The organism is Desulfopila sp. IMCC35008 (assembly GCF_010646885.2).
Classification (GTDB): Bacteria; Desulfobacterota; Desulfobulbia; order Desulfobulbales; family Desulfocapsaceae; genus Desulfopila.
In genome coordinates this window covers 616,458-642,836 of sequence record NZ_CP050700.1, presented here as the reverse complement: position 1 = coordinate 642,836, position 26,379 = coordinate 616,458, and the positions used below count along the sequence as shown (strand labels likewise).

Here is a 26,379-nt window from a genome sequence, read left to right as displayed (position 1 = left end):
CCATCAGGTGGGAGCAGAACCCCGGCGGACAAGGCGCAACACAGCAATTTCCGGAAAACAGTTTACTCTCACCGGCAGAATTGACCAGCCGATCCCTTTGCTGATAAAGAGGCCGCACTTTTCCGTCTGGACGAAACCGCTTGCATATTTCTTGTTTCTTACTGGCAGAACAGGAGCCCCGATAATAGGAAAAACAACCTGACCACCATGGGTATGCCCACTGATTATCAGGTCCACCGATGTCCTGAAAGGCTCATCGGCAGAATCAGGATTATGGGACAACAAAATCCTACAGCCATCATCGGGTACATTGTAAAACAGCTCGTCCACACCCAGGCGGTCCTCAAGATAATCCCCTGCCCCACCCAGCCAGATTGCATCGTCACCCTTCTCGATTTTCCTGCATTTATGACGTAGATCCTGTCCCGTCTTTTGTAACCAGTAGTTGGATCGGCCCAGATCAGCCCAATGATCATGATTGCCCAATACCGACCAAACCCCATAGGGCGCAGCCAGCTCTCCCAAGAGCGGCCAAACGGCATCGACGTGGTCAACTTCTTTATTCCCGTGAACATAATCCCCCGTACACACGATGATGTCACCTGCCAGGTTGTTTGCTTTTTGCACTACTTCAGCAACAAAATCGAGAGATACCAAGGGGCCATAGTGCAGATCAGTTATCTGGACAATTTTAAAATCATGAAATGACACAGGCAGGTTCGTAACAGGTATTCGGTACTGATTAATCCGGAGTAGATTTCGTTCTATCAGTACCGGATAAGACGTCAACAAACAGGCGCCAACGGCAAAGGAACTTCGGAGAAAATGCCTTCTGTTCATATCCGCACCATTATGACCTGCAATCAGAGACATGTTCCGCATTCATCCCCCTCAGACACCCCAGGGCCCATTGATAATGAACACTTTGTTTACTTGTCACATTTGCAAGATGCTGTATAACCTGCCTCGCTTTTGTTGTATTCTTTTCCCGCATGGCAATCTGTGCCTGCACAAAGAGCGCATCCCCAAAATTCAGATCCTGGCTGACGACAAATTCAATTATCTCTCCAGCCCTCAGATAATCACTGTGCACTTGGGCTCTTTTTTTTCGACTTTTTCCCAAACCCGAAAAGAAAAGCAACCGGCACTCCGAGTGGTCCGAAAATTATCGCAAATACTCTTAAAAACAAGGTATGGTTATACATTCAAACCACCTATTCCTCGCCATATGTAGTGGACGAGCCTCCGTGAAAGATTCACGATACCACGTTTCGGGCAAAATCAGGAACTGTTGAAAAAAATTAGTAACAGCTACCTCAATTAATACCGGCAGGAACCGGTTTTCTACCAGCTCCTGCCATCCCAAATATTATCGTCATTACACGGTGAGGGCATAAAAATGGTCCTCGCCTTTCGTGATCAACCCTGTCGATCTCCGGTTGCTCTTTCTCTTCAGAAAGTCAGGCGACCGGCTGGTCCTCTCAAAGCAAAACCGTTTCGGCAGCTTGGTGTACAGTGAGCGAGGTGGCCGATGCTCCCCGTCTATCCTCTTCAGCTCGCAGCCAAAATCAAATGTGTGATAGTAAATAGTGCTAATTCCTATCTCCTCCTTCAGAAACCAGATGGACGACATCAGAACAGCTTCCTCCCATATAGCCATATGAGGCTTCAACTCGTTGTCGATATATTTGTTTAAGGCCCGCTCATCACAGCCGAGCCCCCTGATATACCTTGGAACCCGTCGTTTGTCCATTTTGGCGGGATCACCGTGTCGGGAGACATAGCGCCTGCTCCTGAGCGCCAATCGTATCCAATCGGTCTGGATTTCTTCTATGAGTGCCTCATCGGCCTCCAGGTCCAGGTCGATACGAGCCCAGGCAAGAGTATATTCCCCCTCCTTTTTCGATATGGGGTGACAACTACTCTCAAAAGGCTGCGTATGCTGCGGTTTAATAAGGTTTGTATAGGATGCATTGTGTTGAGCTGAAAAATTTAACTGTAACACAAGATTCCATCCCGGACGGGAGGTCTGTTTATAAAATCGTGTCCCGCCGCCCTTGCCTCCCCAGGCACCGAGGGTCACCAGATAGCAGTGATACTCACTGGGCCAGAATGAGCTCAAGTCACCCGGTGTTATGCTCTTTCGCCCGGTTTTCTGCAATAATTCCTTTACCGCCGGTTTTTCAAGTAGCTTTTTGAATTTACTTTTTCGGATATCATGAATGTTCATGCCGCTGCCGATAAAATAGGAAAGCAGCATTAAGGCGTACCGGTCCCTGAAGTAGTAAAACTTAGTCCGGCTCTTTGGTAAACACTCCACTATCTCTTCTATATCTTGCTGTTCCATAACAGTTTTTCTCCAGATTATTTCCGTATCGTTCAATCTTGTGACAAATTTTGAATTTAAAATGTGCGTTACGTTGCATGTGTTCTCCTGATATCAGACAGTTTTCAGTTTGAACCGGTTATCGGCAAAAGAATCCATAGTACGACTTCGACAAAGCGTGTTTTTCCTGTTAGGAATTTCATTATGTATCACCTTGTTGTTCCCAATTAAGGTATGCTTCCGGCCCTGAACTGGTCAAAAAATAATGCCGCAGGTCAGCACCACAAAAAAGCATAGTCCTGACAAGTAACAGGCAGTTGGGGTAAAAAAAGAGAATAAGACCCGAGGGGTCGGGAGATAAGTACTACCCGAGGGTACGGAGGCTTATTCGATTAGGGGTATTACAACAAAACATTTAGACCTCCATTTCGGTTGAGGGTGGTGAACGGCGGCAATCACCATTCGATGAGATTGATCGACTATATATTTGGTATTAATCTAAAATGCAAGATATTTCAGGCTGCAACAGCACCACCCAGACCGGAACCGCCCTGGGACAACGGAATCATCAGAAAAATTCACATTTCCCCTAAATCATTCGAACCTATACGATTATTTATGATACAATAGATTTGCCAACCAACAGAGGAACCACTAAGAAGAGGATTGCATTATAGCATTACGATGGTATCGGGATTGAAAATCAGCCTACAGCCTTCTCTTGATAAAGTCTGTGACAAGCATGGATATAAAAACGGGTGTCATGGGTATCATACAAACCTCCTCCTACCTGAACAGAAAACAACGGCTCCATATACCTCGACCTGCCACCATTGTATTCAGCATGAAACCCGACAAAACTCCAATGGGATAGAAGCCGAAGATAAAAAAATCAATGCCATGACCTTCAGCCTGGAACTAAAGCCATGATCTTCATGAAACCGATATTCACCTCAATTTTCGGTTCCAGGGAAACCCTCGCCAGGACTTTTACCATCCTCATCCTGCTGTGTGGCCTTGTCGTATTTTCCTTTACCACGGCACTTGAGTTTTATTTCGGCAATAAAGCCGGTCATGAAAAAATTCAGGATAATCTGAGATTTATCGAAGAAAGTTACCTGCCTCCTATTCAATCCAGCTTATATAAGCTGGACCAGTTACAGCTGGAACTCCTGTTAAACGGCATCCTGAAACTCGAAGGAATTATCCGGTGCGAAGTACTGACCGACAACAATGGCCCACAACAGTATACTAAAGCCACAAAAGCCACTGATAAAAAGGAAAGACACGAATACAATCTGTCCTATACTCACCCTTCCGGCAGGGTATACAAACTAGGGAAACTGATCGTTTACCTCGACTACGCTGAGGTTAAAGCCAGCATGAAAGACTGGCTGTCCGTTCGTCTCATCACCATGATGCTTGCCCTTGGCCTTCTGACGATTCTGGTCATGCTCACTTTTCAAAGGGTGGTTGCACGCCACCTCACTAGGCTGTCCGAGTTCACGGAACGCATAACCTTCCCCAATATCGACGACCGGCTGCAACTGGACCGGACTGAAAAGCAGGACGAGCTGCAGAATCTGGTTCACACCTTCAATGCCTTACTGGATCGTCTCAAACAGGGCATTAGCGAGCAAGAACATGCCCGCCAGGCATTACTGAAAAGTGAGAAGGCGTACCGGAATCTTATCGAAAATGCAAACGATGCAGTTTATATCGCCCAAGACGGGATGATGAAATTCTGCAATCCCATTGCGGAACAGATAACCGGGTATACCGCGGAGGAGCTTTCGCTCCTCCCAATGGTCGACCTGATCTACCCGGATGACAGAAGCCAGGTTGCAGATTACCACCGGAAACGACTGGCCGGTGAGCAAGTACCGCCAGTCTATACCTTTCGTGTAATGCGAAAAGACAGTTCAGTATTCTGGGTGCAAATCAGCGTCGTTGTCGTTGAATGGGAGGGCAAACCTGCAACCCTTAATTTTCTGCGGGATATCACGGAACAAAAGGACATCGAGCAGCAGCTGGTCCAATCGCAAAAGATGGACTCCATCGGCAGGTTGGCAGGTGGTATCGCCCATGACCTCAACAACCTTCTTTCCCCGATCCTGGGTTATGGCGAACTCCTCAAGATAGGTGCTATCGGCCAGGATAAGTACCAGGATAGCCTGGACCAGATACTTGGAGCAGGGATCAAGGCGAGAAACCTGGTAGGACAGCTCCTTGCCTTTAGCCGAAAACAGACGCTCGAATATAAACTACTGCAGCTTAACGACGTCATCGACGGACTGTATAAACTCCTCTGCAGGACAATACGGGAAGACATCGAGATCATCCTCAACAAACAGGAGAATCTTCCGCTGATTAAGGCGGATGTGGGCCAGACCGAACAGGTCCTGATGAATCTTGTGGTCAATGCTTCCGACGCCATGATCAACGGCGGTAAAATTGTTATTGAAACATCAACCACAACGCTTGACAGCAACTACACCGAAGGCCATCTCGACCTTAAGCCTGGTCGATATATCCAGCTGGCTGTAAGCGATACAGGTAGCGGCATGGATCAGGAAACCCATGAACACATCTTCGAACCCTTCTTCACCACCAAAGGGCAGAGCGGCACAGGGCTGGGACTTGCCACGGTTTATGGAATCGTTAAACAACACAACGGCCACATCACAGTCTATAGCGAGCCAGACCAAGGAACGACCTTCAAGGTATTTTTCCCTGTATCGGAAACTGACCAGAAGTCCGGGGGACTGCCCCTGACTGCCGAAACAGACCTTGCCGGTACTGAAACGATCCTGCTAGTAGAAGATGACAAGCAGGTGCGCGACCTCACCAGCGCCATGTTGGAACATCACGGTTATACTATTTTTGCAGCCCATGAAGGAGAAAAGGCCTGTGAAATATACTCGGCCAACAAGGAGAGTATAGACATGCTACTCACCGATGTGATTATGCCTGGCATGAACGGGAAGGAACTCTATGAGAGACTCCAAAAAATGACCCCGGATCTCAAGGTACTTTACATGTCCGGATATACAAGTGACATCATTGACCACCACGGCATCCTGAATAGTGGCACCCAATTTATCCAAAAACCATTTTCAACCACCGCGCTGACCCGTAAAATCAGGTCCGTCTTCTCAACGTAAAGACTTTTTCTCGCCAATTAGAGCTGCTGGCAGCAGAACCTCCACCCTCACAACAAGAAAAAGTAATGCCCAGGTATTGGGTCATAACACTTCAGCCTGCAAAAAGCGGATCAAACCCGGTCAGGTCGGCGTTGTTTCGCCTTGATTTGAGAAAATCGATAAATCCTTTCCCATTACAACTCATTATTCGTTCCCGAGGGAAACCTATCGTCTCGATAAATGCACGACAATCATCAAACCCGCCAACTTTATCAGCCAGGTGAGCATCACTGCCGAATGTCAGATACCCCCCATGAAGCGCCACCGCCTCAGCCAGGGCAGCACAATTTTTTTCACTCCCCTGACGTGAAGTTGTAAAAGAGGAATTATTAATCTCAATCAGCACATTATACTCTACGGCCGCCTTTGCCACCTGGTCGGCATTGATGGGAAATGCTGGGTTACCGCCATGGGCAAAAACATCCATCCTGCCTGAAGCCATAGCTTTTACAACACTATCGGTATGGGTGGTGATGTCTGTTGGCGTAACTACCGGTTCATGCAAGCTAACCAGGACGATATCCATCACCTGGTAAAGATCTTCATCAATATCAAGATCGCCTTCCCAACTGGTGATATTGGCTTCCACCCCACGCAAGAGCCCTACCCCGTTCATAATACGAGGCAGTATCTTCATGTTCATAAAGAACCAGATAAACGGCGCGCCTGGCATTGCCGGCCCGTGATCGGTTATTGCCAATAGCTTAAGCCCGCGCTCAGCAGCTACCTGTACATTTTCCGCCAATGTGGAATAGGCATGACCGCTGGCGACTGTGTGGGTATGACTATCGACCTCAATTTCCATACATTCAATTCCCTTCGGCTGTATTTTACGTTTTCAACCTGCTGCGGACTTCTTCTTCCAGCTTCCTGATAACAAGATCAAGCTTCGGGCTGCGGGCAACCGGCCCACTATTATTCCATCCGTCTCGAAGGGCCAGCGCCGTCTTTTCCTGAAACCCTGCTACTGAATCGACCATGGACTTCCAGCCAAACAGTTTCTGCAGGACATGTCTTTCTGCAGGGCCAAAATCAGTATCGGTATCGATTCGCGTCGTAGTATCTATCGTTATAATCATTGTACGAATAAGGCATCACAACAATTTGACACCAGGCGGTTAGTCGGCAAGCCGGACACCCTTCACGGCTATCTCGGGAAGCATCTCCGGGCTTGGAGACACCCGGACGTATTTGATGTTCTCATAGGGGAAAAGATACATAACCCCTTCAACTTCCAGCACCAGTTTATTACTCTCCACAGCCTTCTCTATTGCCTTACCTAATGAAACCAGGTCCAGATCCTGGATGATGAAGTCGAAACGCATCTCGGAGCCATCATTGAAATGTATGGTCATCCATCTCATATCGTCCATGATCTACTCCGTGACAACTTCAAAACCAATGGCGGTTATGGCACTCTCAAGATTCTCCGGGGCAGTAATTCCATCAAATTTTGCTACACCACTATCCAAATCGACTACTACATTTTCGATCCCTTCAACTTTCTCCAGGGCATCCTTTACAGAACCGACACAATGCTGGCAACTCATACCTTTTATTTTTACAGAACCCATTGTTCTCTCCTTGTTGGTGATTAGATTCAAAGTTTAAGAAATACTGTAGTTCCCCTTGTAATTGAAATCAAGCCTTGAGAGGTAGGGAGTTAGACGTGGGAGCCGAAAACCATAACACCAGACACGCCCAGGTTGATGTAGACGGCATGCACTGCGCCGCCTGCTCTACCCGGATTGAGAAAGTGGTCTCGAACATTGAAGGAGTTAATTCTGCAACGGTTAACCTTGCCGCGGAAAGTCTCGATTTACACTGGGATGAAGCGGTCACCCCCTATGAGCAGATTCAGGAAAAGGTTCACGGTCTTGGCTTCACCCTGGCCGATCTGCCCATAAATGAATCGACCCTGCTTACCTTTTCCATTTCAGGCATGCACTGCGCCGCCTGCTCTACCCGGATTGAAAAGGTGGTTTCAGGCCTGCCGGGTGTCATTAAGGCTGAAGTCAACCTGCCTGCCGAAAAAGGCCAATTCGAAATCGATAAAAGTGGCGGCAGCATCCGTGCCATTAAAGACGCAATTGCACGACTTGGTTTCTCTGCCAGTCGTGTCAGCAACAAGGCAGACGATTACCTTCGAAAAAAGGAAGAGACCTTGCAACGTCTTCAGCAGATGAAAACTAACCTGCTGCGCATGCTTTTTCTTGCGGTGCCCCTGTTCTATATATCCATGGGACACATGATGGGCCTGCCGCTGCCCGCATTTCTCAACCCCGAAAATTCACCGGCCGGTTTCGGCCTGGTTCAGTTACTGCTCGTGCTGCCGATTATCTGGCTGGGCAGGAACTTTTACCTGATCGGGATCCCGGCCCTCCTGCGGCGGGTCCCTAACATGGACTCACTTATTGCGGTGGGAACCGGTGCGGCCTTTATCTACTCACTCTGGAACCTGGTTGAGATATTCATGGGTATCTCCCCCATGGCCAAGGCGATGGATCTCTATTTTGAGTCAGCCGGTATCCTCATTGCCCTGGTCTCTGTCGGCAAATACATGGAAAACAGAGCCAAGGTACACACTTCAGACGCAATCACCCAACTGCTCGAACTGGCTCCAGAGGAGGCTACGCTGCTTGAAAACGGGGAACAGCGCACTATAGCCGCCGAAGAGATAGAGCAAAACGACCTGCTTCTCATCAAGCCCGGAGAACGTGTGCCGGCGGACGGTACAATTGAAGAGGGGGAGAGCAGCCTCGACGAATCGATGCTTACCGGCGAAGCAATTCCGGTCACCAAGGGGCCTGGAGACCGGGTTATCGGAGGAACCGTCAACACCAACGGGGTCCTTAAAATGCGCTGCACCGATACCGGTGAGGATAGCGTACTGGCCGGCATAATTCGATTGGTACAGGAAGCACAAGGGTCAAAAGCACCCATCGCCGGACTGGCCGACAGAATCAGTCTTTATTTCGTCCCGGCGGTGATGGCTTTTGCCCTTCTCACCGGACTTGCCTGGTACTTTATCGGCCAGGTAGAGTTTACCATGGCGCTCAGGTTCTTTATCGCCGTACTGGTCATCGCCTGTCCGTGTGCCATGGGTCTTGCCACCCCGACTTCACTCATGGTCGGGATGGGCCGGGGCGCTCAGCTCGGAGTATTGATAAAAAACGGTACAGCCCTGGAAATGGCGGAGAAGATCGACACAGTAGTATTTGACAAAACCGGGACCCTGACCGAAGGGAAACCACGGCTCATCGACCTCGTAGTTGTTGATGACCATCTCAGGGAAGAGGAGGTATTGCAACTGGTGGCTTCTGCCGAACTATCCTCACAACACCCACTGGCCGAAGCTCTGATTGAAGCAGCAAGGGACAGGAATCTGACGGTGACCCAGCCGTTGGACTTTGAGGCAATTGGTGGCCGCGGCATTCGAGCCAGGGTCAATGATAAGGAAATTATCCTTGGCAATTATGAACTTCTCAAGGAACACGACATTATCTTTGCCGGTTTTGACAGCCAGGTAGAGGCGCTGTCACAAGCAGGGAAAACAGTACTCTATGTATCGGTTGACCAGCGACCGACCGCCCTGCTTGGCATAGCAGATACCTTAAAAAATGAAAGCAGGGAGATAATCACCAGGCTGCAAAACCTCGGACACCAAGTCGTCATGCTGACCGGAGACAACCCGACCACGGCAGCAGCAATTGCTTCCGAAGCAGGTATCAGCGAAGTAATCGCCGGAGTACTACCGGATCAAAAAGCAGAAAAGATTACCGCCCTGCAACAGCATGGGAGAAAAGTGGCCATGGTGGGAGACGGCATTAACGACGCCCCGGCCATGGCCATTGCCGACGTGGGAATGGCCATGGGTACAGGTGTCGATATTGCTGTTGAATCTGGTGATATCGTTCTGATGAAAGGAAATCTGGCCGGTGTGCACCAGGCACTGAGCCTATCCAGAGCAGTAATGAAGAATATACGTCAGAACCTGTTCTGGGCTTTTGCCTTTAACGTGACCGGAATTCCGGTTGCCGCCGGGATTCTCTACATCTTCGGGGGACCTCAACTGAACCCGATGTTAGCCGGAGGCGCCATGGCGCTCAGCTCCGTGACAGTGGTAAGCAATGCCTTGCGACTGCGGCTGTTTTCCGGAAAATAACTCCGTTTCAGCCACCTATAACCGTCTTGATACCCGCATCGTCAAATATTGCGACGACGCGGGCAATGTCATCGTCATCCGGTTCCCCCATAGCTCCAGGATCGTATATTTCGCCCAACCGCCGATACTTATTGGCGGCAATATTGTGGTACGGCAGCAAGTTCACTTTTTTGCCGTCCCCAGATAAGGCGGCTACAAAGGCAACCGTCTGCCGGATGTTCTCATTATCGTCATTAACACCCTTTACCAACGGAATCCTGATATTGATATCAGCGCCGGTTGCGGCAAGCCGCTGCAGGTTTTCCTTAATCACCTCATTGGCGACACCCGTCCATTGTTTATGACGGTCTGAATCAATCATCTTCACATCGTAGAGGAAAAGGTCCGTTCGCTTTGCCACCTCAAGCAGAATATCGGGTGTGCAAAAGCCAGTTGTATCGACCGCACGATGAATCCCCCTTCGGCCTAACTCATCGAGCAAGGCAATAAGGAATTCATGCTGCAGCAGCGGCTCCCCGCCGGAAAAAGTTACCCCGCCACTAGACTCTTCGAAAAAGACCCGCTCTTTTTCGACAATCTCCACCGCCTCATCAAGGGTAAGTCTACGGCCTGACATCTCGGTCGCCTTGGTAGGACAGACGTCCGCACACTTTCCACAGCCAGTACAACGGTCCATATTTGTCACGATGCCTGCGGGCGTTAGCTCACAGGCATCCTCAGGGCAGGCCTCAATACAGCTTTTGCAACCAATGCACTTCTCAGGGTTGTACATTTTCTGAACCTTGCCGGAAATCGATTCCGGGTTATGGCACCAGGCACAATGTAACGGACACCCTTTGAAAAATATGGTTACCCGAATACCGGGACCGTCGTTGATTGCGTATTTCTTTACATCAAAAATGAGACCTGTTTGCTTTTGTGCAGGTGCCTTGCCAGCATTCACGAAAGAACTAGAAAGACTCATTCTCAGTCCTTTCAATAACCTCCTGCTGCAGGTCGTTATTCATATCGTTAAAATAATCGCTGTAACCGGCCATACGTACCAGCAGATCCTTGTAATCGTCCGGGCAGTCCTGGGCCGCAAGCAGGGTCGCGGTGTCAACGATATTAAACTGGATATGATGCCCACCTAATGTGAAATAGGACCGCACCAGCTGCCCCAGTTTCCGGATATCCTCATCGCGCTTCAGGAGACTGGGCAGGAAACGCTGGTTCAGCAATGTGCCGCCGGACTTAACCTGATCGATCTTGCTGAGCGACTTGATAACAGCTGATGGACCGTTGGTGTCCGCGCCATGAGAAGGCGATGTGCCGTCAGAGATCGACTTCCCCGCCAAACGGCCATTAGGGGTCGCCCCCAGCACCTTGCCGAAGTAAATATGGCAGGTCGTCGACAGCATGTTGAGATGATATTTTCCACCTTCCTTGATATTGGGATTTCCATCAATGGTATCCACCAGATCATCGTAGACACGCACAGCGATCTCATCTGCATACTCGTCATCATTCCCGAAAAACGGCGTCCTGTTCATGATAGTCTGGCGCATGAACTCCTGCCCCTCAAAGTTGTCGGCAACTGCATCCAGCAGATCTCCCATGGTGAAACGCTTATCCTCAAGCACATGCTTCTTGATCGCGGCCAGGCTGTCTGTAACAGTAGCAAGGCCGGTGCATTGGATATAACTGGTATTGTAACGGGGACCGCCATCATAATAATCCCGACCTTTGCTGATGCAATCATCGATAACCACAGACAGAAACGGGGCCGGTGCATATTTAGCAAACATGCGGTCGATATAGTTGCTTACCCGCATCTTCTGGTCGACCACAAAACGAACCTGCTTCAGAAAGGCCTCGTACAGTTGCTCGAATGTCGTAAAACTTCGTGGATCACCGGTCTCAATGCCGCATCTCTTGCCCGTTAACGGATCAACACCGTTATTGAGCATCACCTCAAATATCTTCGGTACATTCAGATAACCAGTCAACAGATAAGCTTCCTTGCCGAAAGCTCCCACCTCGATGCAACCACTGCAACCTCCCTCCCGGGCGTCCTCAAGCGATTTCCCCTGGCGCACCATCTCCTTGATGTAAATATCAGGGTTGAAGACTGAAGGATAGCCGTGCCCCTGGCGGATAACCTTGGTAGCAGCGTGGAGAAAATTGTCCGGAGTCACCTTGCTTATGTGAACCGAAGTTCCCGGCTGCAGGATGTGCAACTCCTCAATGATCTCCAGCATGATATAAGAGACCTCACTGGTCCCGTCTGAACCGTCCCGCTTCACGCCACCGATATTGATATTGGTAAAGTCGTTATAGGTACCACTCTCACGAGCTGTAATACCTACCTTGGGCGGTGCAGGATGATTGTTTACTTTCACCCAGAAACAACAGAGGAGTTCCTTCGCCTCTTCCCTCGTCAGGGTTCCCTCGGCCATCTCTTTTTCGAAAAACGGGGTGAGGTGCTGGTCGAAGTGACCGGGATTCATGGCATCCCAACCATTTAACTCAGTAATAGTTCCAAGGTGGACAAACCAGTACATCTGGATGGCTTCCCACACATTCCTCGGCTTGTGGGCCGGGACATGACGGCAGACCTCGGCAATCTTCTTCAATTCAGCCACTCGCCGGGGATCACTCTCCTTCTCCGCCATCTGTTCTGCGAGCTCCGCATGTCGCTCAGCAAAAACGATGACCGCATCACAGGAGATGGCCATGGCCTTCCACTGTTCCGCCTTGTCAGTTGCTTCCGGGTCGTTCAGGTAATCGAGGGCGGCGATATTATCTTCGATCACTCGTTTTAAATCGAGCATGCCGTATTTATAAATCTTGCCATCAAGAGCTGTATGGCCAGGGGCACGCTGTTCCATAAACTCCGTAAACATTCCGGCCTCGTAAGCAGCGCGCCACTCATCGGGTACATGGGAGAAGATACGTTCACGCTGGGTCTTACCCTGCCAGTAAGGGATTACTTCCCGAGCATAAGTGTCAATATCTTCCTGACTGGTAAGGTATGGCTGCATCTCCCTGGTATTCAGGACATGCAGGTCCTCGACACTGTGACAGGTCAGTTCAGGGAAGGTGGGGATAGCCTTCGGTTTCGGGCCCCGTTCACCAACGATGAGCTCATCATCACCGAGGTACAGTGTTTTGCGTTGACAGTGGTCCAGAAAAGTCAGGGCCCGCAGCACGGGAACTGAATACTTGCCGTAATTCTCCTTATAAAACTCGGTCTCGTGCAAGGCGCGCTCAATTGAAATTGTCGGCACGGTCTCCACACTCTGTTTCCGAAGTCGCTGGATACGCGGGTTCATACCCGGACCTACCCCACCGGATTGACCGGTGTAAAAATTGCCTTCGCTTGCCGGACTTCTCTCGGGAGTTGTACACGCTGTGGTAACTTGCTCAAACATTATCACCCTCACTATCGTTTCCTGCCTGAAGCAGTACGAAATTATTATATTTTTTCAACCCTCTACAATCACAAAGGGTCAACACACTACTACCTGGGGAAAATAATATACAATGGGCGCAAAACGGCCCTCAGAAAACGACAGAAGGTCAGTGATACAACATACGGCAATTAAACAAACACCGGTATGTTTCACGATTGGTGGTTATAACGACGAGTGTTGACATAAATAATATGTGTCTATTGAGATTAGTTACTCATCCATTCACTATAATAAAATAATACGGATGCAAACAAAAATCCAGCCTTAACAAGAAATCTTATCATTTTCACACCCCAGTCCTGCTCATGCTGTATCAGAGTTCAAATTCAGCAGTTCCTGATGGCTTTTTTCAGATACCCCGCAAACTGTTCGGCAAGATCGGCCCCGTCAACACTCTCGGCTACGGTTATTGTAGCCCCGTCCTTGAGGTGAGCATGGATCTTGAAATGCTCGATTTTGTTGACTCCCTGGCCAGTAGAACCCATGCGTTTGGTGGTGAGCGAAGCAACCTCTCCTTTCTCTACCTTCTTGTAGAAAATGGGGATAAAGAATAACCGCCGCAGTACCGTAACTTGTCTATTTTCAATACGTACGCGCAGGTTATTAAGAGGCATATAGATACCAATCACCGTGCCCAAAAAGGCAACGATGGCAAAAGGAATAACGAACAGATAGGCGAAAATAGAAAAGAGCCCCGAACCGGAAAAACCACTAATGATCGAAATTGTGGCAAACCCGAAACCACCACCAAAGACGAGAGCAATCAGGGTGAGTATTTTATTGCGGAACATGGGAAAAATGAGGAGTAATCCCCTGCCTTCTCTTTTTATACGCATGGATCGGGCAAGGGCTGTCTCATCAAAATGACCTCTTTCAATAGCCGCTTTTGAGACCTCGCTCTCCCTTTTCTTTGCTTCTACCACCTGGCGGCTGATATCCCGGTACGCACTCCTGCACAACTCACCAGTTGCAAAGACAGGAATATTATAGGACCGGTTCAGATCGATGCCGGGCAGCTCGCCCTTTACCGTCAATCTCCAGAAATGGTAGTTACCCGATTGTTCGGTCTCAGCTTCGGGCAGGTTTTCAGGAACAGTAAAAACAAAATCAAGAGACATTCCGTTTGCGGTCATGGCCGCCTTGGGCTGCCCTTTTTCAGCCCACTCAATCCTCTCTTTCCGCGATCTATTCTTCCCACTGCCGGACACATAGGTGTAAACACATTCAAGCAGTACGGTATATTTTGCACTCAGCTCACGCAGGTTCATAATTTTTAACCTGCCGCCGACATGACCTCCGATAGCACCCGGATAGGGATCCATCTCATAAACAACAACTCCAAACCGCCTCAACTCAAGGCTGCGTTTGACAGCGTGATACAGTAACAACAGTCCGGCCAACGGGAAGATAAGCACCACAAGAGCACCCCACTCCTGCTGCCTCCAGTCAGCCAGCAGCATGAGAGCAACAGTATAGCTGATCCCGTTCCAGAGGAGAGCGAAAAGCCATATGCCTATCGCACCCTTTTGGGCATCAGAACGGATTGCGTCCCGCTCCCATCCTTTACGTCCCTGCCAGTCCTGCTTCAGCCCGCTTTCAGAATGGGCAGAGGGATCAGGATCTTCCTCGCCATCTAAAAGCAGCTGGCTGCGCCGTTTCTCGAGGAAGCTGACAAAGGACTCCCTGCTCTCTGGTCCTGCTTTCCACTCTTTTCTCAACCTGAGCAGGTTTGGCAAGACCTTCTGGCGTCTTTTGGGTTTGGCAAAGAGAGAGGAAACCATCACCAGCAGGCCGATAATGATAAAGACAGAACAGAACACGACCGTCAGTGTAAACATGCCCCATCGCATCGACTTATCGAGAATAGAATCTGCAGGATTTTGAGGATTTACGTACACATTGACAGGCCTCCCTGCTCTATACATGCGATTCAGTTTCGCCTGCAGTTCACTATGGTAGCTGCCAATATTGTCATTGAACCCGGCGATATACACCCGGTCGTTCTGGTAGGTTCCACCGTTGTAACGGTATTGATAACTGGCCTTGGTTGAGGAATTATTCCCTGATACAGAGAGCAGACGGGCAGACACGGGAGGCCACTCTTTCGCCTCCTGATAATTCCTGAACATGGGCACGGAGGTTTGCATGGAAACAAAAATACCGGCACCGGCAAAAACACCGCCAAAAAGCAGGCCGAACAGGATAGAGATAAAGCGGAGCATAATATTCCCTCTGTTGTTCTAACAAAAAAATGCTGATATCCCTCAAGGCGAGTTAGCCGGAATTACTCTAACCGCACTTCAAGCTGGAGATAAGGAACGGCCCAACTTGTTTCCCGGTATCTGAACTCCTGCCACCCGTCAGTCGTTTCATAGAGCAGTACTGATAATATTTTGTCAGTTTCTGCAATCGCTTTGTCGGTTATGTCAAAGATAGCCCAACCATCTTCATAGACAGCTGTTACCAGCTCTGCTCCTGAAAGGGGTTCTATTCCAGGTAATAGCTGTTTCTCCCCAGCTATCTTCAGCTACATACCTTATCGCACAGGGATTGCTGCCAGACTTCACAGGGATGTAGAGTTTGGCTGTCAATATAATGTTGGAATTGGAAGTATAGTCAAACCGGGAAATCGCATGTTTATCAAGTTCTGAAATCAAAGAATTTACTACTGCTCCAAAGTTGGTGCCGGGAGAATTGGCATCAAGCAATGCATCCGCTTCTACAGGATAGCTCCTGGTCTCTGTGGTGGGATCATTTACGATAATTCTTCCTGTTTTTACAAACGACTCGGCTGTGCCACAATGGAAAGCAATGGACAGACAAAGAGGCTGAAAAAGTCGTCGAGCAATTGAAAGAAATGCAGCAACTCCATGGAGAAAATAATCGACGCAAGGTTATTGCTTTTGCCCACCAGTGAAACCTGGCCCTGGCCAGCCATGACGACACAACTATACAGGATGCCCAACAGGCAGCAGACGAGGGTATTGGTATAGCAGAGTTTCCCACAACCCTGGAAGCAGCAAGAACGGCCACCGAACTCGGGATGAAAACCATCATGGGAGCCCCCAATGCGGTGAGGGGAGGATCTCACTCCGGCAATGTACCGGCATCTGCCCTCGCCCGCAACGGACTGCTCGACGGACTCTCATCGGATTATGTCCCAAACAGCCTGCTTCACAATGCTTTTCATCTTGCCAACCAGACAGATTTGCCACTGAACAGGAGCATCGCCATGGTTTCCGCTAATATTGCTGAAATGGTCGGGTTGCCGGACCGGGGGGAACTGGCACCGGGTAAACGTGCCGATATTGTCCAGGTGAAAATGGTTGAATCACTGCCCATTGTTCGGAAGGTTTGGACAAAAGGTAATCAGGTCGTCTAAGGAGCAGGGTACTCATTTGCCTTCCGACTGGAAGTACTTCTGGACGACCGATCTGTAAAATCTTTTTGTCGAAATGTCCAGCCAGGACTCATAATAGTCAAGGAAGGCATCTGTATCCCTGTTCTGCAAAAGGATAGTGTTCACACGATCGATTATTTCTTGACCACTTTCCGTTTTTGAACACCCGATATACCCCAGAGTAAAAGGAACATTGTTTTCCTGTATAGGGAAATAAACTGATTCACGAAACTGGGGGTCATTTCTGGAATGATAGCGGACCTCTGTCGGGTAGCCGATTATATAATCCACCCTTCCCAAATACATCATTGACATCAACCCATAAAAAACGTCCTCGCCCGATTGAATAGTAATATTCTTCGCCCCCTGGTGCCGGGAGAGTATTTCATCAATCCCTCCCGAATAAAGCCTGCCGTTTGAGACCCCCAAGCTGAGAGCCTTATCCGCCAAAAGTGCCGACAGCTTTATTTTGCCCTCCTGATCGACGTATTGTTCAAGTTTATGCTGATTTCTCTGGGTTGTTATTATGCCATTGGGCAAGACAACAACGGCAGGGATGGAAAACTCAATAAACTCTGCGCGTTCTTTTGTTTTATAAAGGGAGGGGCAGCAGGAGCTCTCACTTTTTTGCAACTCCACCATAATCCGCTTGAAATTAGCGATGTGATGATAATGTGAATATTCAGGTAATTCAGCAATAACGAAATTCATGACCCGGTCAAAAAAACCTTTGCCCTCATCCTTTCCTTCAGGAATAGTGATCGGCGGAAAAATCGCCCTATACCAGTTCACCTCTCCAAAGGTATCCTGATTCACGGTATCAGAACACATTGCCGGACTGGTTAGAAGAAAAAGGACGGTGGCAATGAGTGATGCAAAGACACATCCCGCAAGATGCATTCTCTTATTTATGACCATTTTATTTCCGCTTTAATGACAGGTTGGTTTTGACCCACAACAAGTATATGGGTAAATTTTCAGTTTTTGTATTTTCATAACAATAAAGGCATAGTTAATAACCGCAAAGTTCCCAGTTCCCAGTTCCCAGTTCCCAGACCTCTAAGCAGCATAGTATCAAAAAATGTCTGTATATAAATAGTACCAGTCGTTTTTTACATGACCTATCCTATTGGGTTTTCATTAAATTACAAAGAATTTGATTTTCTACCATGTATTTCCTGTACCACTTTGTGGTGTTGACGCACCAAGACACCTGTCATACATAACTACCCTTCGGGTACTTTCAGGTGCCCCGGTCCCCCCTTCACTGTCCGTTCAGGATATTAATGGAGATAATCGTATTGGGCTGGCTGAAGCGATCGATATACTAATCGATATTTCAGATTATTAAGCACATCCAGGAGCGTGTCGGTGAATTGCCATTTTGACTCAGGTCGAGGCATGTGAGAATTTTACCACAGGCATAAAATTGATATCTCGGAGTCTCGTTCCTCACTTACCGGAGGATGAAATTTTGAGCATAACGAAGATATTGACAAAAAGGGCAGTTTTAGGATGGGAACTAAACTAATTTTGTTCTCCATCCAGCACTTTTCTTATAAGGGCGGCAAGGTCCTTTTTGGCAAGAGGCTTCATCACAAACCCTTTTATTCCGTAAATCCTTGCCTTTTCTCTTGAGATCAGATTGCTGAAACCTGTGCAAAGAATGATAGGCATTCCAGGTCTTATCTGCAATATACGTCGTGCCAAATCACTTCCGGTCATACCTGGCATCGTCTGATCGGTGATGACAAGGTCGAAGCGGTTTGGCTCATCTTTTATGATTTTCAGGGCCTCGATGCTGTCTGTCTCCATGGTCACCCTATAACCAAGTCGCTCGAGCATAGTTTTCCCCATCACGGCCAGCATCTCCTCATCGTCAATAAAGAGAATATGTTCAACACCAGTTTGGATTAACTCAAAAGATGCTGTTTCAACTATTGGTAGCGCTCCAACTGCATGAACAGGGAGATATACATGAAAAGTTGTCCCTTCATCCGGTACACTTTGACAGCAAACAAACCCATTGGATTTCTTTACAATACCATGAATAATTGAAAGACCCATCCCTGTCCCTTTTCCGACTTCTTTCGTAGTGAAGAAAGGGTCGAAAATTTTGTCAATAACGTGTCGTGATATTCCATGGCCAGTATCACGGACAGAGATCTCTACAAAAAGTCCAGGCTGCAAATGCGGTTCGTGAATTAAATCGGCTGAGTTGAGTTCTTTATTTTTCAGTGAAATCGAGAGAGTTCCACCTGTCTTCTCCATTGAGTGGTAAGCGTTCGTGCAGAGATTGGTTAGTATCTGATGGATCTCGGTCGGATCAGCAAAAACCAGCCCCACATCTTGATCGATAACTTGCTGAATATCAATAGTCGCAGGCAATGAGGCACGAAGCATTTTAATCGCTTCTTTTATAATTATAGCTGGTTGCAGAGCTTGTACATCGGTCTCTGTTTGGCGACTAAAAGCGAGAATCTGCTTTACAAGTTCCTTGGCCCTGTAGCTCGCCTCGACGACTTGATCGATATCGTTTCTCATCATCGATCCTGCTGGGCAATCCTCCTGAACCAATTCTGAATAACCAAGTATTGCTCCAAGGATATTGTTGAAATCGTGGGCGATACCACCAGCAAGAGTGCCAATTGCTTCCATTTTTTGAGCTTGCCTGAGACGATCTTCAAGATTTCTTCTTTCATTTTCTCCTGCCAATTGTTCGGTGACGTCTTTTGCCTTACTGATAACTAACCTTTTACCATCAGTCAATTTGCCAAGAGGCGCTGAACAAAAATCCCAGGTTAAGGTCCTGCCGTCTTTAGTCGTAACGTTGTATAATCCCTCATAAACTCTTCGATTCAAATCGTACAGGTTGGCAATGTATTCCCTATTATCTTCTTTCCTTTCTCCATAGGCCTTTTCTGTCCAATCTGCGATAGTTGGTATATCCTGTTCTGTATATCCGGTTAGTTCTTTCCAAAGCTCGTTTATGAATATCACTTCCCCATCTTCCGAATGAATCATCAAGGGGAGCGGCGACAAAGTAACAGCTTTTCGAAATCGTTCTTCATTTTCTTTTAGAGCTGCTTCCGCCGCTTTGAGTTCAGTAATATCTTGAGTAAAGCCATAGGAGTGAATAACTTCGCCATCCCCATTAACGACATCTTCTGATTTTTCAAGAACAACTCTGACCTCACCATCATGCTTTATGATTCTGTGAATACATTCATATGGTTGATTGTTTTCTATTGCATTGGTGTAGGTTTTATCAACCATCTCTTTATCTTCAGGATGAATAGTATTGAGGAAGGCCTCATAGTTTGCACCAAACTCCTGAGGAGTGACACCAAATATACGGTACTGTTCATCGGACCAGGTCAAAATGTTTCTTTTGATATCTAGATGCCAACTCCCAAGCTGAGCGATTTCCTGAGATTTATTAAGTAAATCACTTTGTACTTCCAGTTGATTTTGAGTTTCTTCACTTAACTTGACTTGCCTTTTGAGCATACCTGCCCCTAAGTTAAACAAGACAATGCCTAACAACCAGATAGGAGTAAGAATTAAAATATACTTTCCCTTAAATTCTGTGGCGATTGTATAGTATTCAGATAATGGAACCGACGTGCTTATCCCTCCTCTGACATCACCCTCCTTATATCCTTGCTCTGCGTGGCACTTTAAGCAGTTTTTTTCTACTATGAGTCGTTTCATATATCGCAAATATGGCTTTCCATTTATTTGCTCAACTGAACTATATTCCTCCAATCCTTCTGAAAATTTATCGAGTATTTTTCTTTCCCAAATATCAGGTTCATTTCCAGGTCGAATAGGGTTCAAGCTGGTAATATGACCTTGTACCCCATATTGTTTTTGGGCTAGTTCATAAACTTGTCTCGTCATGTATGCGGGATTAACAAGCGTCAACTTTTGACCTGTTGGAGTTGTCAGGTCTCGTTCGGGAATATTATTTAAGAAAACATTTGGGGGTGTTTCTTGGGTAGTTGGAACGTACACTCCTCCATGAGAAGCTGCCCATCTCCGATAGACTAGATCTTTGTTAAAACCTGCTTCAGCTTCCTTTGCGGCTAGGGCAAGAACTGATGATTCTTCAGCACTCACCCCTACTAAATAGGCTACAAAAAAGATAGATGTCCAACAAAGATTAAAGAGAATAATGGCAAATCTTAACTGTTTAGACAGCTTTTTTTGAATCTTTTTCATTCCGTCAAATACTCGTAATATTACGCAATAGTTTATTCGAGCAAAAAGAACTATCAGGTACAAATTAAAAAAATATTTTTCTGATCTCTACCAAGTTCAGCTGTTACCTTCAGTAAATAGATTATCACAGGATTTTGTTGAATGCTAAATTAAATCCAGGAAGATCATCAAGAGGCAGGAAACAGTTCAATTGGTATAGGTTTCAACTGGCGCTCTAAACCAGGATACTAGGTTGGGAATTACAGCATAATTCCTGTTCAGGACAGGAGGTGGCATTAGTGGAGTAGTGACTCCATTTTAAGTCTTTGTTGTGACCGCTGTTACTAGCTAACGCGTTCGTCCGTCCATCAGGAAGCCATCAGGCACCCTGCAAGATAATTGCAGGTACACCAGCAAGATTCAAATTGACGATCAGCAATGCTCATGAAATGGATATGTGAAAAGTGACAGGTTCGATACTTCCGGTAATTTATGATAACTAAATATATGGGGAAACTACCAGATAAATGCAAACTTGCAAATAATGAGGGTAAGGACAGATCTATTCTCATCTACGGATAAGAGAGTGTCAAAAAAATAGAACCAAAGATGCTATTTCACAACAACATTAAACAGGTTCTCTGAGCTAACCTTAACTATATGAAATAATATATGCCCTCCGCATCAATCGAACATGCGGCACCTGGATTAGAAATCTCCACTCCTACCTCCTATTTACTTGTTATTACAGTGTTTTGCAGTTCCTCCGTTTCCCTATGTAGTCACATAAACTGTACATCTTTCCAGATTCCCTTTCAGTCCTACATATTTTATTGAATATAATAGAGTTCACCGGAAAGAATGAGCGAATCCGGGTTAAGCGGTTGTTTATCTATTATTTTATATAAAATTTATATCAGTTTGACGTTTCTGCACTTAGATTTTCGGACGTCTCATAATATGTATAACCAAAAACAGTTGCAGCACCATAATATTGATAACTAATTCTAACGTTTTTACCTTCTAATGTCTCGAAGGTGAACACAGGTGATAATCCCTTTGATTCAAGATCTTTTTTCAGATTTTCTCTAGTACGGCTATCTGAATTCCTATACTTATTGGATTTGTTGGCAGCTTGTTGGAGCATATCTTCAATGGACAATTTTTCCATTTTAATAGAACTAATTTGCCAAGCAGGGACAACAATCATAATAAAAATAATAACATATACAAAATTTCGAATCATAACATTATTTTCCTTAGATCAGTGAAATAGCTGTAAAACTAACAATTAATTATTGCAGAGACTGTCGATGTTTCGATTGCTAATGTTATACAGAACGAAAACTAGTTAAGCAACCTGCGAAATAGAACAACATCATTAATCAGATGTAGTAATCTTACGAAAGACTTATCGTTGTTGAAAAACGTAGGTTCTCTGTTTGGAGTGCTTCAATTGTTAACATTCGATTGATTATAAATGCTTATGACGTGTTACAGGTACACCCACCAAGTTTTGCCAATTCTAATCTATTGATATTTATCATAGTTTCTGTTCTACTTAAATAATGTTCAAATCCGATCGGTCATATTAAGAAATATTAGTTAATCGCAGTTTAATTATCAATTAGACATATGAGAATGAAAAATACTCTGTTTTTTCTGTTAGTTATAATCGTAATTTCTATTTTTGGTTGCAGTAACGAATGGAAGGACGGTAACTATGTAGTAAGGGACTCGCCGTCAGATCCATCTCAGAAAATTCTATATTTGGAATTATCTGGTGGTAAAGCTCAAAAAAAAGTAGACCATATAAAAATGATAGGAAAAAGCGACACTCACATAATCGTCGAGACTACTAACAATAAATATTGGATTCTAGAGAAATCTAATGAATTTGTTATGGGTCCTTTATCATTAGACGACTTCAAATTACTTTCTTTCAAAATGAGACTAGGTGATATTGATCTAGAAAAATTATAATATTATTTTACTTAGCCTATGAAAAAAATATGTCTCTTACTGTGCATAAGTATTTGTAGTTGGCTTGGATGGAAACTCGGTGCATCTTGGGGAATTATGACAGCTTACTGGATTAGCTTTATTGGAAGTTTACTGGGGGTTGTCTTAGGTGTTTTCATAAATCGTAGATTTTTAGATTATTGAATCATTTAGTTTCATAGAGGAAAAACGTGTTAGGAATTGAGATGGCCCTTTTCCATAATGCTGTTTTATCGTTATTTGTGCATCCCCCTCAGTGCCTTATGTAGTCAACATGATGAGGGAGATTCATTTTAATAGCCTGCCTAATCTCCAAACCATTTTCTCTTGATTTCCTCAAGTTTGCCGCTCGCAGCAAGTCGCTTTTTACCGGTATCAAAAACGTCTAAAAATTCATTTCCCCTAGGGTTAGTCTTAATCGCTACCAAGTATTCTTCTGATGAATCAAAAGGAGGTAGTTTTTTGTATTGAGCAACCAGACCTTCCCGTTTTAGTAAATAGTCCCAGTTGTACTCGTAACCAAGAAATCCATCAACTCTCTTACCACTCAGCATTTTGAATCCTTGTAAAACCGTCTCAACGTCAACCAGTTTTATGCCGGTGGCAGCATTAATCTTATCGCCGTAATTAAAACCTCTCTTTCTTGCTACCCTTAATCCTTTTAATGAATTCAAATCTTTAAATTCGATTTCTTTATCTTCTAGTACGTAAACAACAAAATTTGCTGAGTTTATTGGTTCTTTTGAATAATTAAAGATCTTCTTTCTTTCTTTATTGACACCAGTCGGGAATAGAATGTCGTAAGAACCATTTTCAACACAATATAACGCTCGGGACCATGGTAGAAGCGATAGCTGGATTGTGTACCCCATTTCATGATAGCTCTCTCTTAATACATCCCAGCTGTAACCTTTGAAATCTTTCGAATCCTGGCCAATCTGGATTGTCTGGTCGGTTTGATGTATTGGATTAGCAAAACAAAAAGGAGTATAATCAATTAAAGTGGCAACTTTAACGATTTTAGTTTCAGCATAACTGAAGGTGTTGAAAGTCAGAATAATTAATAAAAGACTCAACTTTTTCATTATCATTTATTTAACCAAATAGTGAAATATAAACAGATTAAATTTGTCATAAATCTACAAAATATGTCAGGATTAGGAATTGAAGTCCCTTCTACGGATAATACCGTACTTGCGCACTAATCAAAACTCACCTGAACACTTATGTAGTCACGCATATAGAAATTCTTCGGGCTTGTTTCTTTATTCTATAAACCTGGAATCGACTGACGGCAAGCTAACCGATCGAGTAGCCCGGGGTTGTCCCTAAGCCCTCACAGAACCGTACGTGAAACTCTCGCTTCATACGGCTCTTACTGTTCAACCGCTAGAGAAAGCCATTTCCCAATGTGGGAAAAGCGTCGGCTCTCTTTTAGCAAGACGAGAAACCCATTCCCTCGCCTTCTTCAGTCTCCCATGGAATTTGCGAAATTTACGGCATGCCCAGCTGGATATCGCTGTATCTATATAGTTCAATAAAGGAAACAGTTTCCTTTTGTAATATCTACCATAATATTGTATCCAGCCTTGGATCATAGCACTATATTCTTCTGAGATGTCCTCGAGTTCCATGTGGCACATACTGATAAGTTGCCATTGGCGGATCGTCTTACGCATGCGAAGCAAGGCTTTCTTGCTTACTGCAGGAAGGAAACCTGTGAAGCGTCCTTGCCTCTGATTCACCACCTCTCTTGGACGAAACTCATAACCAAGGAAATCAAATGACACTGCCGGCCAATCCCCTGGACGATTCCATTGTTTGCAAAAGGCTATCTTCGTCTTTTGCGGATGCAGCTCAAGCTTACATTCTTCCAACCGCTTTGTTATAGCTGCTTTAAGCAGTTCTGCCTCACTTTGACTTCTTGCATGCACAACAATGTCATCCGCATATCTTTCAAATACGACATGCGGGAAATGTTTACTCATCCACACATCAAAAGCGTAGTGGAGATACAGGTTGGCCAGCAATGGACTAACCACTCCACCTTGCGGTGTGCCACGATTAACAACGAGCTCTTGCTGGCAGCCGGATTGTACCGGAGCCTTTAACCAACGCTCGATATACAGTCTGTGCCACCTTGAAGTGGTGTGATGATACACGGCTTTAAGTAACAGACCATGGTCCAGATTGTCAAAGAAACCCTTGATATCAAGGTCTAACACCCAGCCATATTTCCAACAGCGGCTTCGTGTCTGAGCAAGTGCATCAAAAGCTGATTTCCCTGGTCTATAACCATAGGAATCTGGATGAAAATGTTGATCAAGCAAAGCATCAAGTTCAAGCTTTACCACCGTCTGAGCTATGCGATCTGTGAAGGTCGGAATGCCAAGAGGACGCGTACCACCAGAGTTCTTTGGGATTTCTACTCGTTTCACAGGCGGTGGAAAATAGCTGCCTGATGACATTCTATTCCACAACCTATAGAGATTCCCCCGCAGATCCTCCTCAAAGTCCTCAAGAGTCTGACCATCTACGCCAGCACTTTTACCACCAGAGCGGACGCGTTGATACGCTTCCCAGACAAGTGATTTCGGGATACTAAATGGTTTTACCGTTGACATACGCTCTTCCCATTACTGGTTGACGTAGATCTTCAGTTGAACAGTTCAGCCCCTTCGATCCACCGCCATTACAGCGGCTTCATCTCTACTACAGGCTGATCTGCCCCTGTGCCCAGCATCGGCGAAGCTCTAACAGGTCCGCTGATCGAGCTTCACCTTACCATCTGAACGACAGGTTCCCACGTTCCTCATAAAAGCCTGCAACAGAATCATGCCATCTCTATGCCGGTCACCATGCGGGCAGTAAACAGGTTTCCCCCGCACTCATCCCAGGTCAGCTCGCGAAGCACTGGTTTTGATGACGTCTGTCTACGCTGATTTCGACACCTCATCGATGGTTCACTTGCGTTCATCTTCCTGTTGCACATCTGACTGCCACAACAGCAGCCTTTTCCTACTCGCTCACTACCATGGCTCTTTACCACAGCAGCAGTAGGTGATTTGATCCCTGATCCTGCAACTTGAGACCGAAGGGCCCTCCTTCATCTTTCATAAAGTTACGGAAGGTGGTAATTTCCTTCCTTCGTGGCACACGCGAGCTTCAGCGAGTCCGAACGAAGCGGAGCGAAGTGGTGTTAAGCGCCTGGTTATACATTTAATATTTTTCCTTTTTAAGATAAAGTGCTAATAGCCCGATAATACTAAAAAGCAGTACTAAACACTCAGCCATTCCGATAACAAGTACTCCATTCTCTTTACCGCTCATTAGCCAAAGATATAGTAAAAATACGGAGTGAAATACTATTGAATAGCACCAAGAAAATAACCGACGTTTTCTGCTTTTATTTGGTAATGTTGCTAAAAAATAGATTGAGGTCGCATACAGAACAACAATTATTAATATTTTTACGACAAAAGGGTTAAATAATAGACCTATTCCCTCATTAGCCAATGCCCCTGAACCAAAAATTAAGAATAGAAAGAATGCTGAAATAAAAAAAGAGCCGCCTACAATTGAAGTAGCAATTTTTGAAATTTTTTCTTCCATTTGTATAACGTTAA

The 26,379-nt window shown here is 46.0% G+C and carries 21 protein-coding genes; 3 read left to right on the top strand and 18 right to left on the bottom strand.

The annotated features are described in order from the left end of the window. Nucleotides 1-3: 3 nt before the first annotated feature. The 3 genes from GA520_RS02890 to GA520_RS02880 form a co-directional block, all read right to left on the bottom strand. Nucleotides 4-882, bottom strand: a complete 879-nt coding sequence (locus GA520_RS02890; RefSeq protein ID WP_163338184.1) for a metallophosphoesterase — start codon at nt 880-882, stop codon at nt 4-6. After that, nucleotides 851-1,093 carry a hypothetical protein gene (locus GA520_RS02885; RefSeq protein WP_163338185.1) on the bottom strand — a complete coding sequence of 81 codons (243 nt, stop codon included), beginning with the start codon at nt 1,091-1,093 and terminating at the stop codon, nt 851-853. The genes GA520_RS02890 and GA520_RS02885 overlap by 32 nt, the downstream gene beginning before the upstream one ends. 285 nt (nt 1,094-1,378) lie before the next feature. Beyond that, a complete protein-coding gene (locus tag GA520_RS02880; protein ID WP_163338186.1) occupies nt 1,379-2,347 on the bottom strand; it encodes a hypothetical protein in 969 nt (322 codons plus the stop codon). 905 nt (nt 2,348-3,252) lie between these two features. Here GA520_RS02880 and GA520_RS02875 point away from each other — a divergent pair. Then, nucleotides 3,253-5,490, top strand: a complete 2,238-nt coding sequence (locus GA520_RS02875) for a PAS domain-containing sensor histidine kinase (RefSeq protein ID WP_163338187.1) — start codon at nt 3,253-3,255, stop codon at nt 5,488-5,490. Nucleotides 5,491-5,581: 91 nt separating this feature from the next. Here the strand turns inward: GA520_RS02875 and GA520_RS02870 are convergent, their stop codons facing one another. The 4 genes from GA520_RS02870 to GA520_RS02855 are packed head-to-tail and all read right to left on the bottom strand — an operon-like array spanning nt 5,582 to nt 7,103. Further along, nucleotides 5,582-6,334 (bottom strand): phosphatase, encoded by a 753-nt coding sequence (locus GA520_RS02870; protein WP_163338188.1) that lies wholly within the window; start codon nt 6,332-6,334, stop codon nt 5,582-5,584. A 25-nt stretch (nt 6,335-6,359) separates the two neighbouring features. After that, a complete protein-coding gene (locus GA520_RS02865) occupies nt 6,360-6,608 on the bottom strand; it encodes a hypothetical protein (RefSeq protein ID WP_163338189.1) in 249 nt (82 codons plus the stop codon). 39 nt (nt 6,609-6,647) lie between these two features. After that, on the bottom strand, nt 6,648-6,902 hold the full coding sequence (locus GA520_RS02860) for a hypothetical protein (RefSeq protein WP_163338190.1): 255 nt from the start codon (nt 6,900-6,902) through the stop codon (nt 6,648-6,650). A 3-nt stretch (nt 6,903-6,905) separates the two neighbouring features. Then, nucleotides 6,906-7,103, bottom strand: coding sequence for a heavy-metal-associated domain-containing protein (locus GA520_RS02855; RefSeq protein WP_163338191.1), 198 nt, complete (start codon nt 7,101-7,103; stop codon nt 6,906-6,908). 95 nt (nt 7,104-7,198) lie between these two features. Between GA520_RS02855 and GA520_RS02850 the strand changes: the two genes are divergently transcribed. Then, complete coding sequence (locus GA520_RS02850; protein WP_240910141.1) at nt 7,199-9,694, top strand: heavy metal translocating P-type ATPase; 2,496 nt, start codon at nt 7,199-7,201, stop codon at nt 9,692-9,694. Nucleotides 9,695-9,701: 7 nt separating this feature from the next. Here GA520_RS02850 and GA520_RS02845 read toward each other — a convergent pair whose 3' ends face one another. From GA520_RS02845 to GA520_RS02830, 4 genes are all read right to left on the bottom strand, one after another. After that, nucleotides 9,702-10,658: a glycyl-radical enzyme activating protein gene (locus GA520_RS02845; RefSeq protein WP_163338192.1), complete on the bottom strand. Its 957-nt coding sequence runs from the start codon at nt 10,656-10,658 to the stop codon at nt 9,702-9,704. Then, nucleotides 10,645-13,008, bottom strand: coding sequence for a trans-4-hydroxy-L-proline dehydratase (hypD, locus tag GA520_RS02840; RefSeq protein ID WP_163338217.1), 2,364 nt, complete (start codon nt 13,006-13,008; stop codon nt 10,645-10,647). The genes GA520_RS02845 and hypD overlap by 14 nt, the downstream gene beginning before the upstream one ends. A gap of 467 nt (nt 13,009-13,475) precedes the next feature. Then, a complete protein-coding gene (locus tag GA520_RS02835; protein ID WP_163338193.1) occupies nt 13,476-15,371 on the bottom strand; it encodes a DUF3592 domain-containing protein in 1,896 nt (631 codons plus the stop codon). Nucleotides 15,372-15,925: 554 nt separating this feature from the next. Then, nucleotides 15,926-16,087, bottom strand: a complete 162-nt coding sequence (locus tag GA520_RS02830) for a hypothetical protein (protein WP_163338194.1) — start codon at nt 16,085-16,087, stop codon at nt 15,926-15,928. 105 nt (nt 16,088-16,192) lie between these two features. On the opposite strand from GA520_RS02830, the gene GA520_RS02825 reads away from it, so the two are divergent. Further along, nucleotides 16,193-16,531, top strand: a complete 339-nt coding sequence (locus GA520_RS02825) for an amidohydrolase family protein (RefSeq protein WP_163338195.1) — start codon at nt 16,193-16,195, stop codon at nt 16,529-16,531. Nucleotides 16,532-16,543: 12 nt separating this feature from the next. Here GA520_RS02825 and GA520_RS02820 read toward each other — a convergent pair whose 3' ends face one another. The 7 genes from GA520_RS02820 to GA520_RS02790 form a co-directional block, all read right to left on the bottom strand. After that, the gene (locus GA520_RS02820; protein WP_163338196.1) at nt 16,544-17,467 is read right to left on the bottom strand and encodes a TIGR02285 family protein; all 924 of its coding nucleotides are present in this window, start codon (nt 17,465-17,467) and stop codon (nt 16,544-16,546) included. Between the two features lie 609 nt (nt 17,468-18,076). After that, complete coding sequence (locus GA520_RS02815; RefSeq protein ID WP_163338197.1) at nt 18,077-20,773, bottom strand: PAS domain S-box protein; 2,697 nt, start codon at nt 20,771-20,773, stop codon at nt 18,077-18,079. An 895-nt stretch (nt 20,774-21,668) separates the two neighbouring features. Then, a complete protein-coding gene (locus GA520_RS02810) occupies nt 21,669-21,998 on the bottom strand; it encodes a hypothetical protein (RefSeq protein WP_163338198.1) in 330 nt (109 codons plus the stop codon). 1,060 nt (nt 21,999-23,058) lie between these two features. Beyond that, nucleotides 23,059-23,844, bottom strand: coding sequence for an ABC transporter substrate-binding protein (locus tag GA520_RS02805; protein WP_163338199.1), 786 nt, complete (start codon nt 23,842-23,844; stop codon nt 23,059-23,061). A gap of 291 nt (nt 23,845-24,135) precedes the next feature. After that, on the bottom strand, nt 24,136-25,377 hold the full coding sequence (gene ltrA / locus GA520_RS02800; protein WP_163341199.1) for a group II intron reverse transcriptase/maturase: 1,242 nt from the start codon (nt 25,375-25,377) through the stop codon (nt 24,136-24,138). A 209-nt stretch (nt 25,378-25,586) separates the two neighbouring features. Continuing rightward, entirely contained in the window at nt 25,587-25,730 is a 144-nt protein-coding gene (locus GA520_RS02795; RefSeq protein WP_163341203.1) for a hypothetical protein, read from the bottom strand. 242 nt (nt 25,731-25,972) lie between these two features. After that, the gene (locus GA520_RS02790; RefSeq protein WP_163341172.1) at nt 25,973-26,365 is read right to left on the bottom strand and encodes a hypothetical protein; all 393 of its coding nucleotides are present in this window, start codon (nt 26,363-26,365) and stop codon (nt 25,973-25,975) included. Between the last annotated feature and the right edge of the window lie 14 nt (nt 26,366-26,379).

What these genes read in the sequence shown, in the direction of transcription:
- GA520_RS02790 (WP_163341172.1), bottom strand. Translation starts at nt 26,365, where the DNA reads ATGGAAGAAAAAATTTCAAAAATTGCTACTTCAATTGTAGGCGGCTCT.
- GA520_RS02805 (WP_163338199.1), bottom strand. Translation starts at nt 23,844, where the DNA reads ATGATAATGAAAAAGTTGAGTCTTTTATTAATTATTCTGACTTTCAAC.
- GA520_RS02810 (WP_163338198.1), bottom strand. Translation starts at nt 21,998, where the DNA reads ATGATTCGAAATTTTGTATATGTTATTATTTTTATTATGATTGTTGTC.
- ltrA (WP_163341199.1), bottom strand. Translation starts at nt 25,377, where the DNA reads ATGTCAACGGTAAAACCATTTAGTATCCCGAAATCACTTGTCTGGGAA.
- GA520_RS02795 (WP_163341203.1), bottom strand. Translation starts at nt 25,730, where the DNA reads ATGAACGCAAGTGAACCATCGATGAGGTGTCGAAATCAGCGTAGACAG.
- GA520_RS02855 (WP_163338191.1), bottom strand. Translation starts at nt 7,103, where the DNA reads ATGGGTTCTGTAAAAATAAAAGGTATGAGTTGCCAGCATTGTGTCGGT.
- GA520_RS02875 (WP_163338187.1), top strand. Translation starts at nt 3,253, where the DNA reads ATGATCTTCATGAAACCGATATTCACCTCAATTTTCGGTTCCAGGGAA.
- GA520_RS02825 (WP_163338195.1), top strand. Translation starts at nt 16,193, where the DNA reads ATGAAAACCATCATGGGAGCCCCCAATGCGGTGAGGGGAGGATCTCAC.
- GA520_RS02865 (WP_163338189.1), bottom strand. Translation starts at nt 6,608, where the DNA reads ATGATTATAACGATAGATACTACGACGCGAATCGATACCGATACTGAT.
- GA520_RS02845 (WP_163338192.1), bottom strand. Translation starts at nt 10,658, where the DNA reads ATGAGTCTTTCTAGTTCTTTCGTGAATGCTGGCAAGGCACCTGCACAA.
- GA520_RS02830 (WP_163338194.1), bottom strand. Translation starts at nt 16,087, where the DNA reads ATGGCTGGCCAGGGCCAGGTTTCACTGGTGGGCAAAAGCAATAACCTT.
- GA520_RS02835 (WP_163338193.1), bottom strand. Translation starts at nt 15,371, where the DNA reads ATGCTCCGCTTTATCTCTATCCTGTTCGGCCTGCTTTTTGGCGGTGTT.
- hypD (WP_163338217.1), bottom strand. Translation starts at nt 13,008, where the DNA reads ATGAACCCGCGTATCCAGCGACTTCGGAAACAGAGTGTGGAGACCGTG.
- GA520_RS02860 (WP_163338190.1), bottom strand. Translation starts at nt 6,902, where the DNA reads ATGGACGATATGAGATGGATGACCATACATTTCAATGATGGCTCCGAG.
- GA520_RS02815 (WP_163338197.1), bottom strand. Translation starts at nt 20,773, where the DNA reads ATGAAAAAGATTCAAAAAAAGCTGTCTAAACAGTTAAGATTTGCCATT.
- GA520_RS02890 (WP_163338184.1), bottom strand. Translation starts at nt 882, where the DNA reads ATGCGGAACATGTCTCTGATTGCAGGTCATAATGGTGCGGATATGAAC.
- GA520_RS02820 (WP_163338196.1), bottom strand. Translation starts at nt 17,467, where the DNA reads ATGGTCATAAATAAGAGAATGCATCTTGCGGGATGTGTCTTTGCATCA.
- GA520_RS02870 (WP_163338188.1), bottom strand. Translation starts at nt 6,334, where the DNA reads ATGGAAATTGAGGTCGATAGTCATACCCACACAGTCGCCAGCGGTCAT.
- GA520_RS02880 (WP_163338186.1), bottom strand. Translation starts at nt 2,347, where the DNA reads ATGGAACAGCAAGATATAGAAGAGATAGTGGAGTGTTTACCAAAGAGC.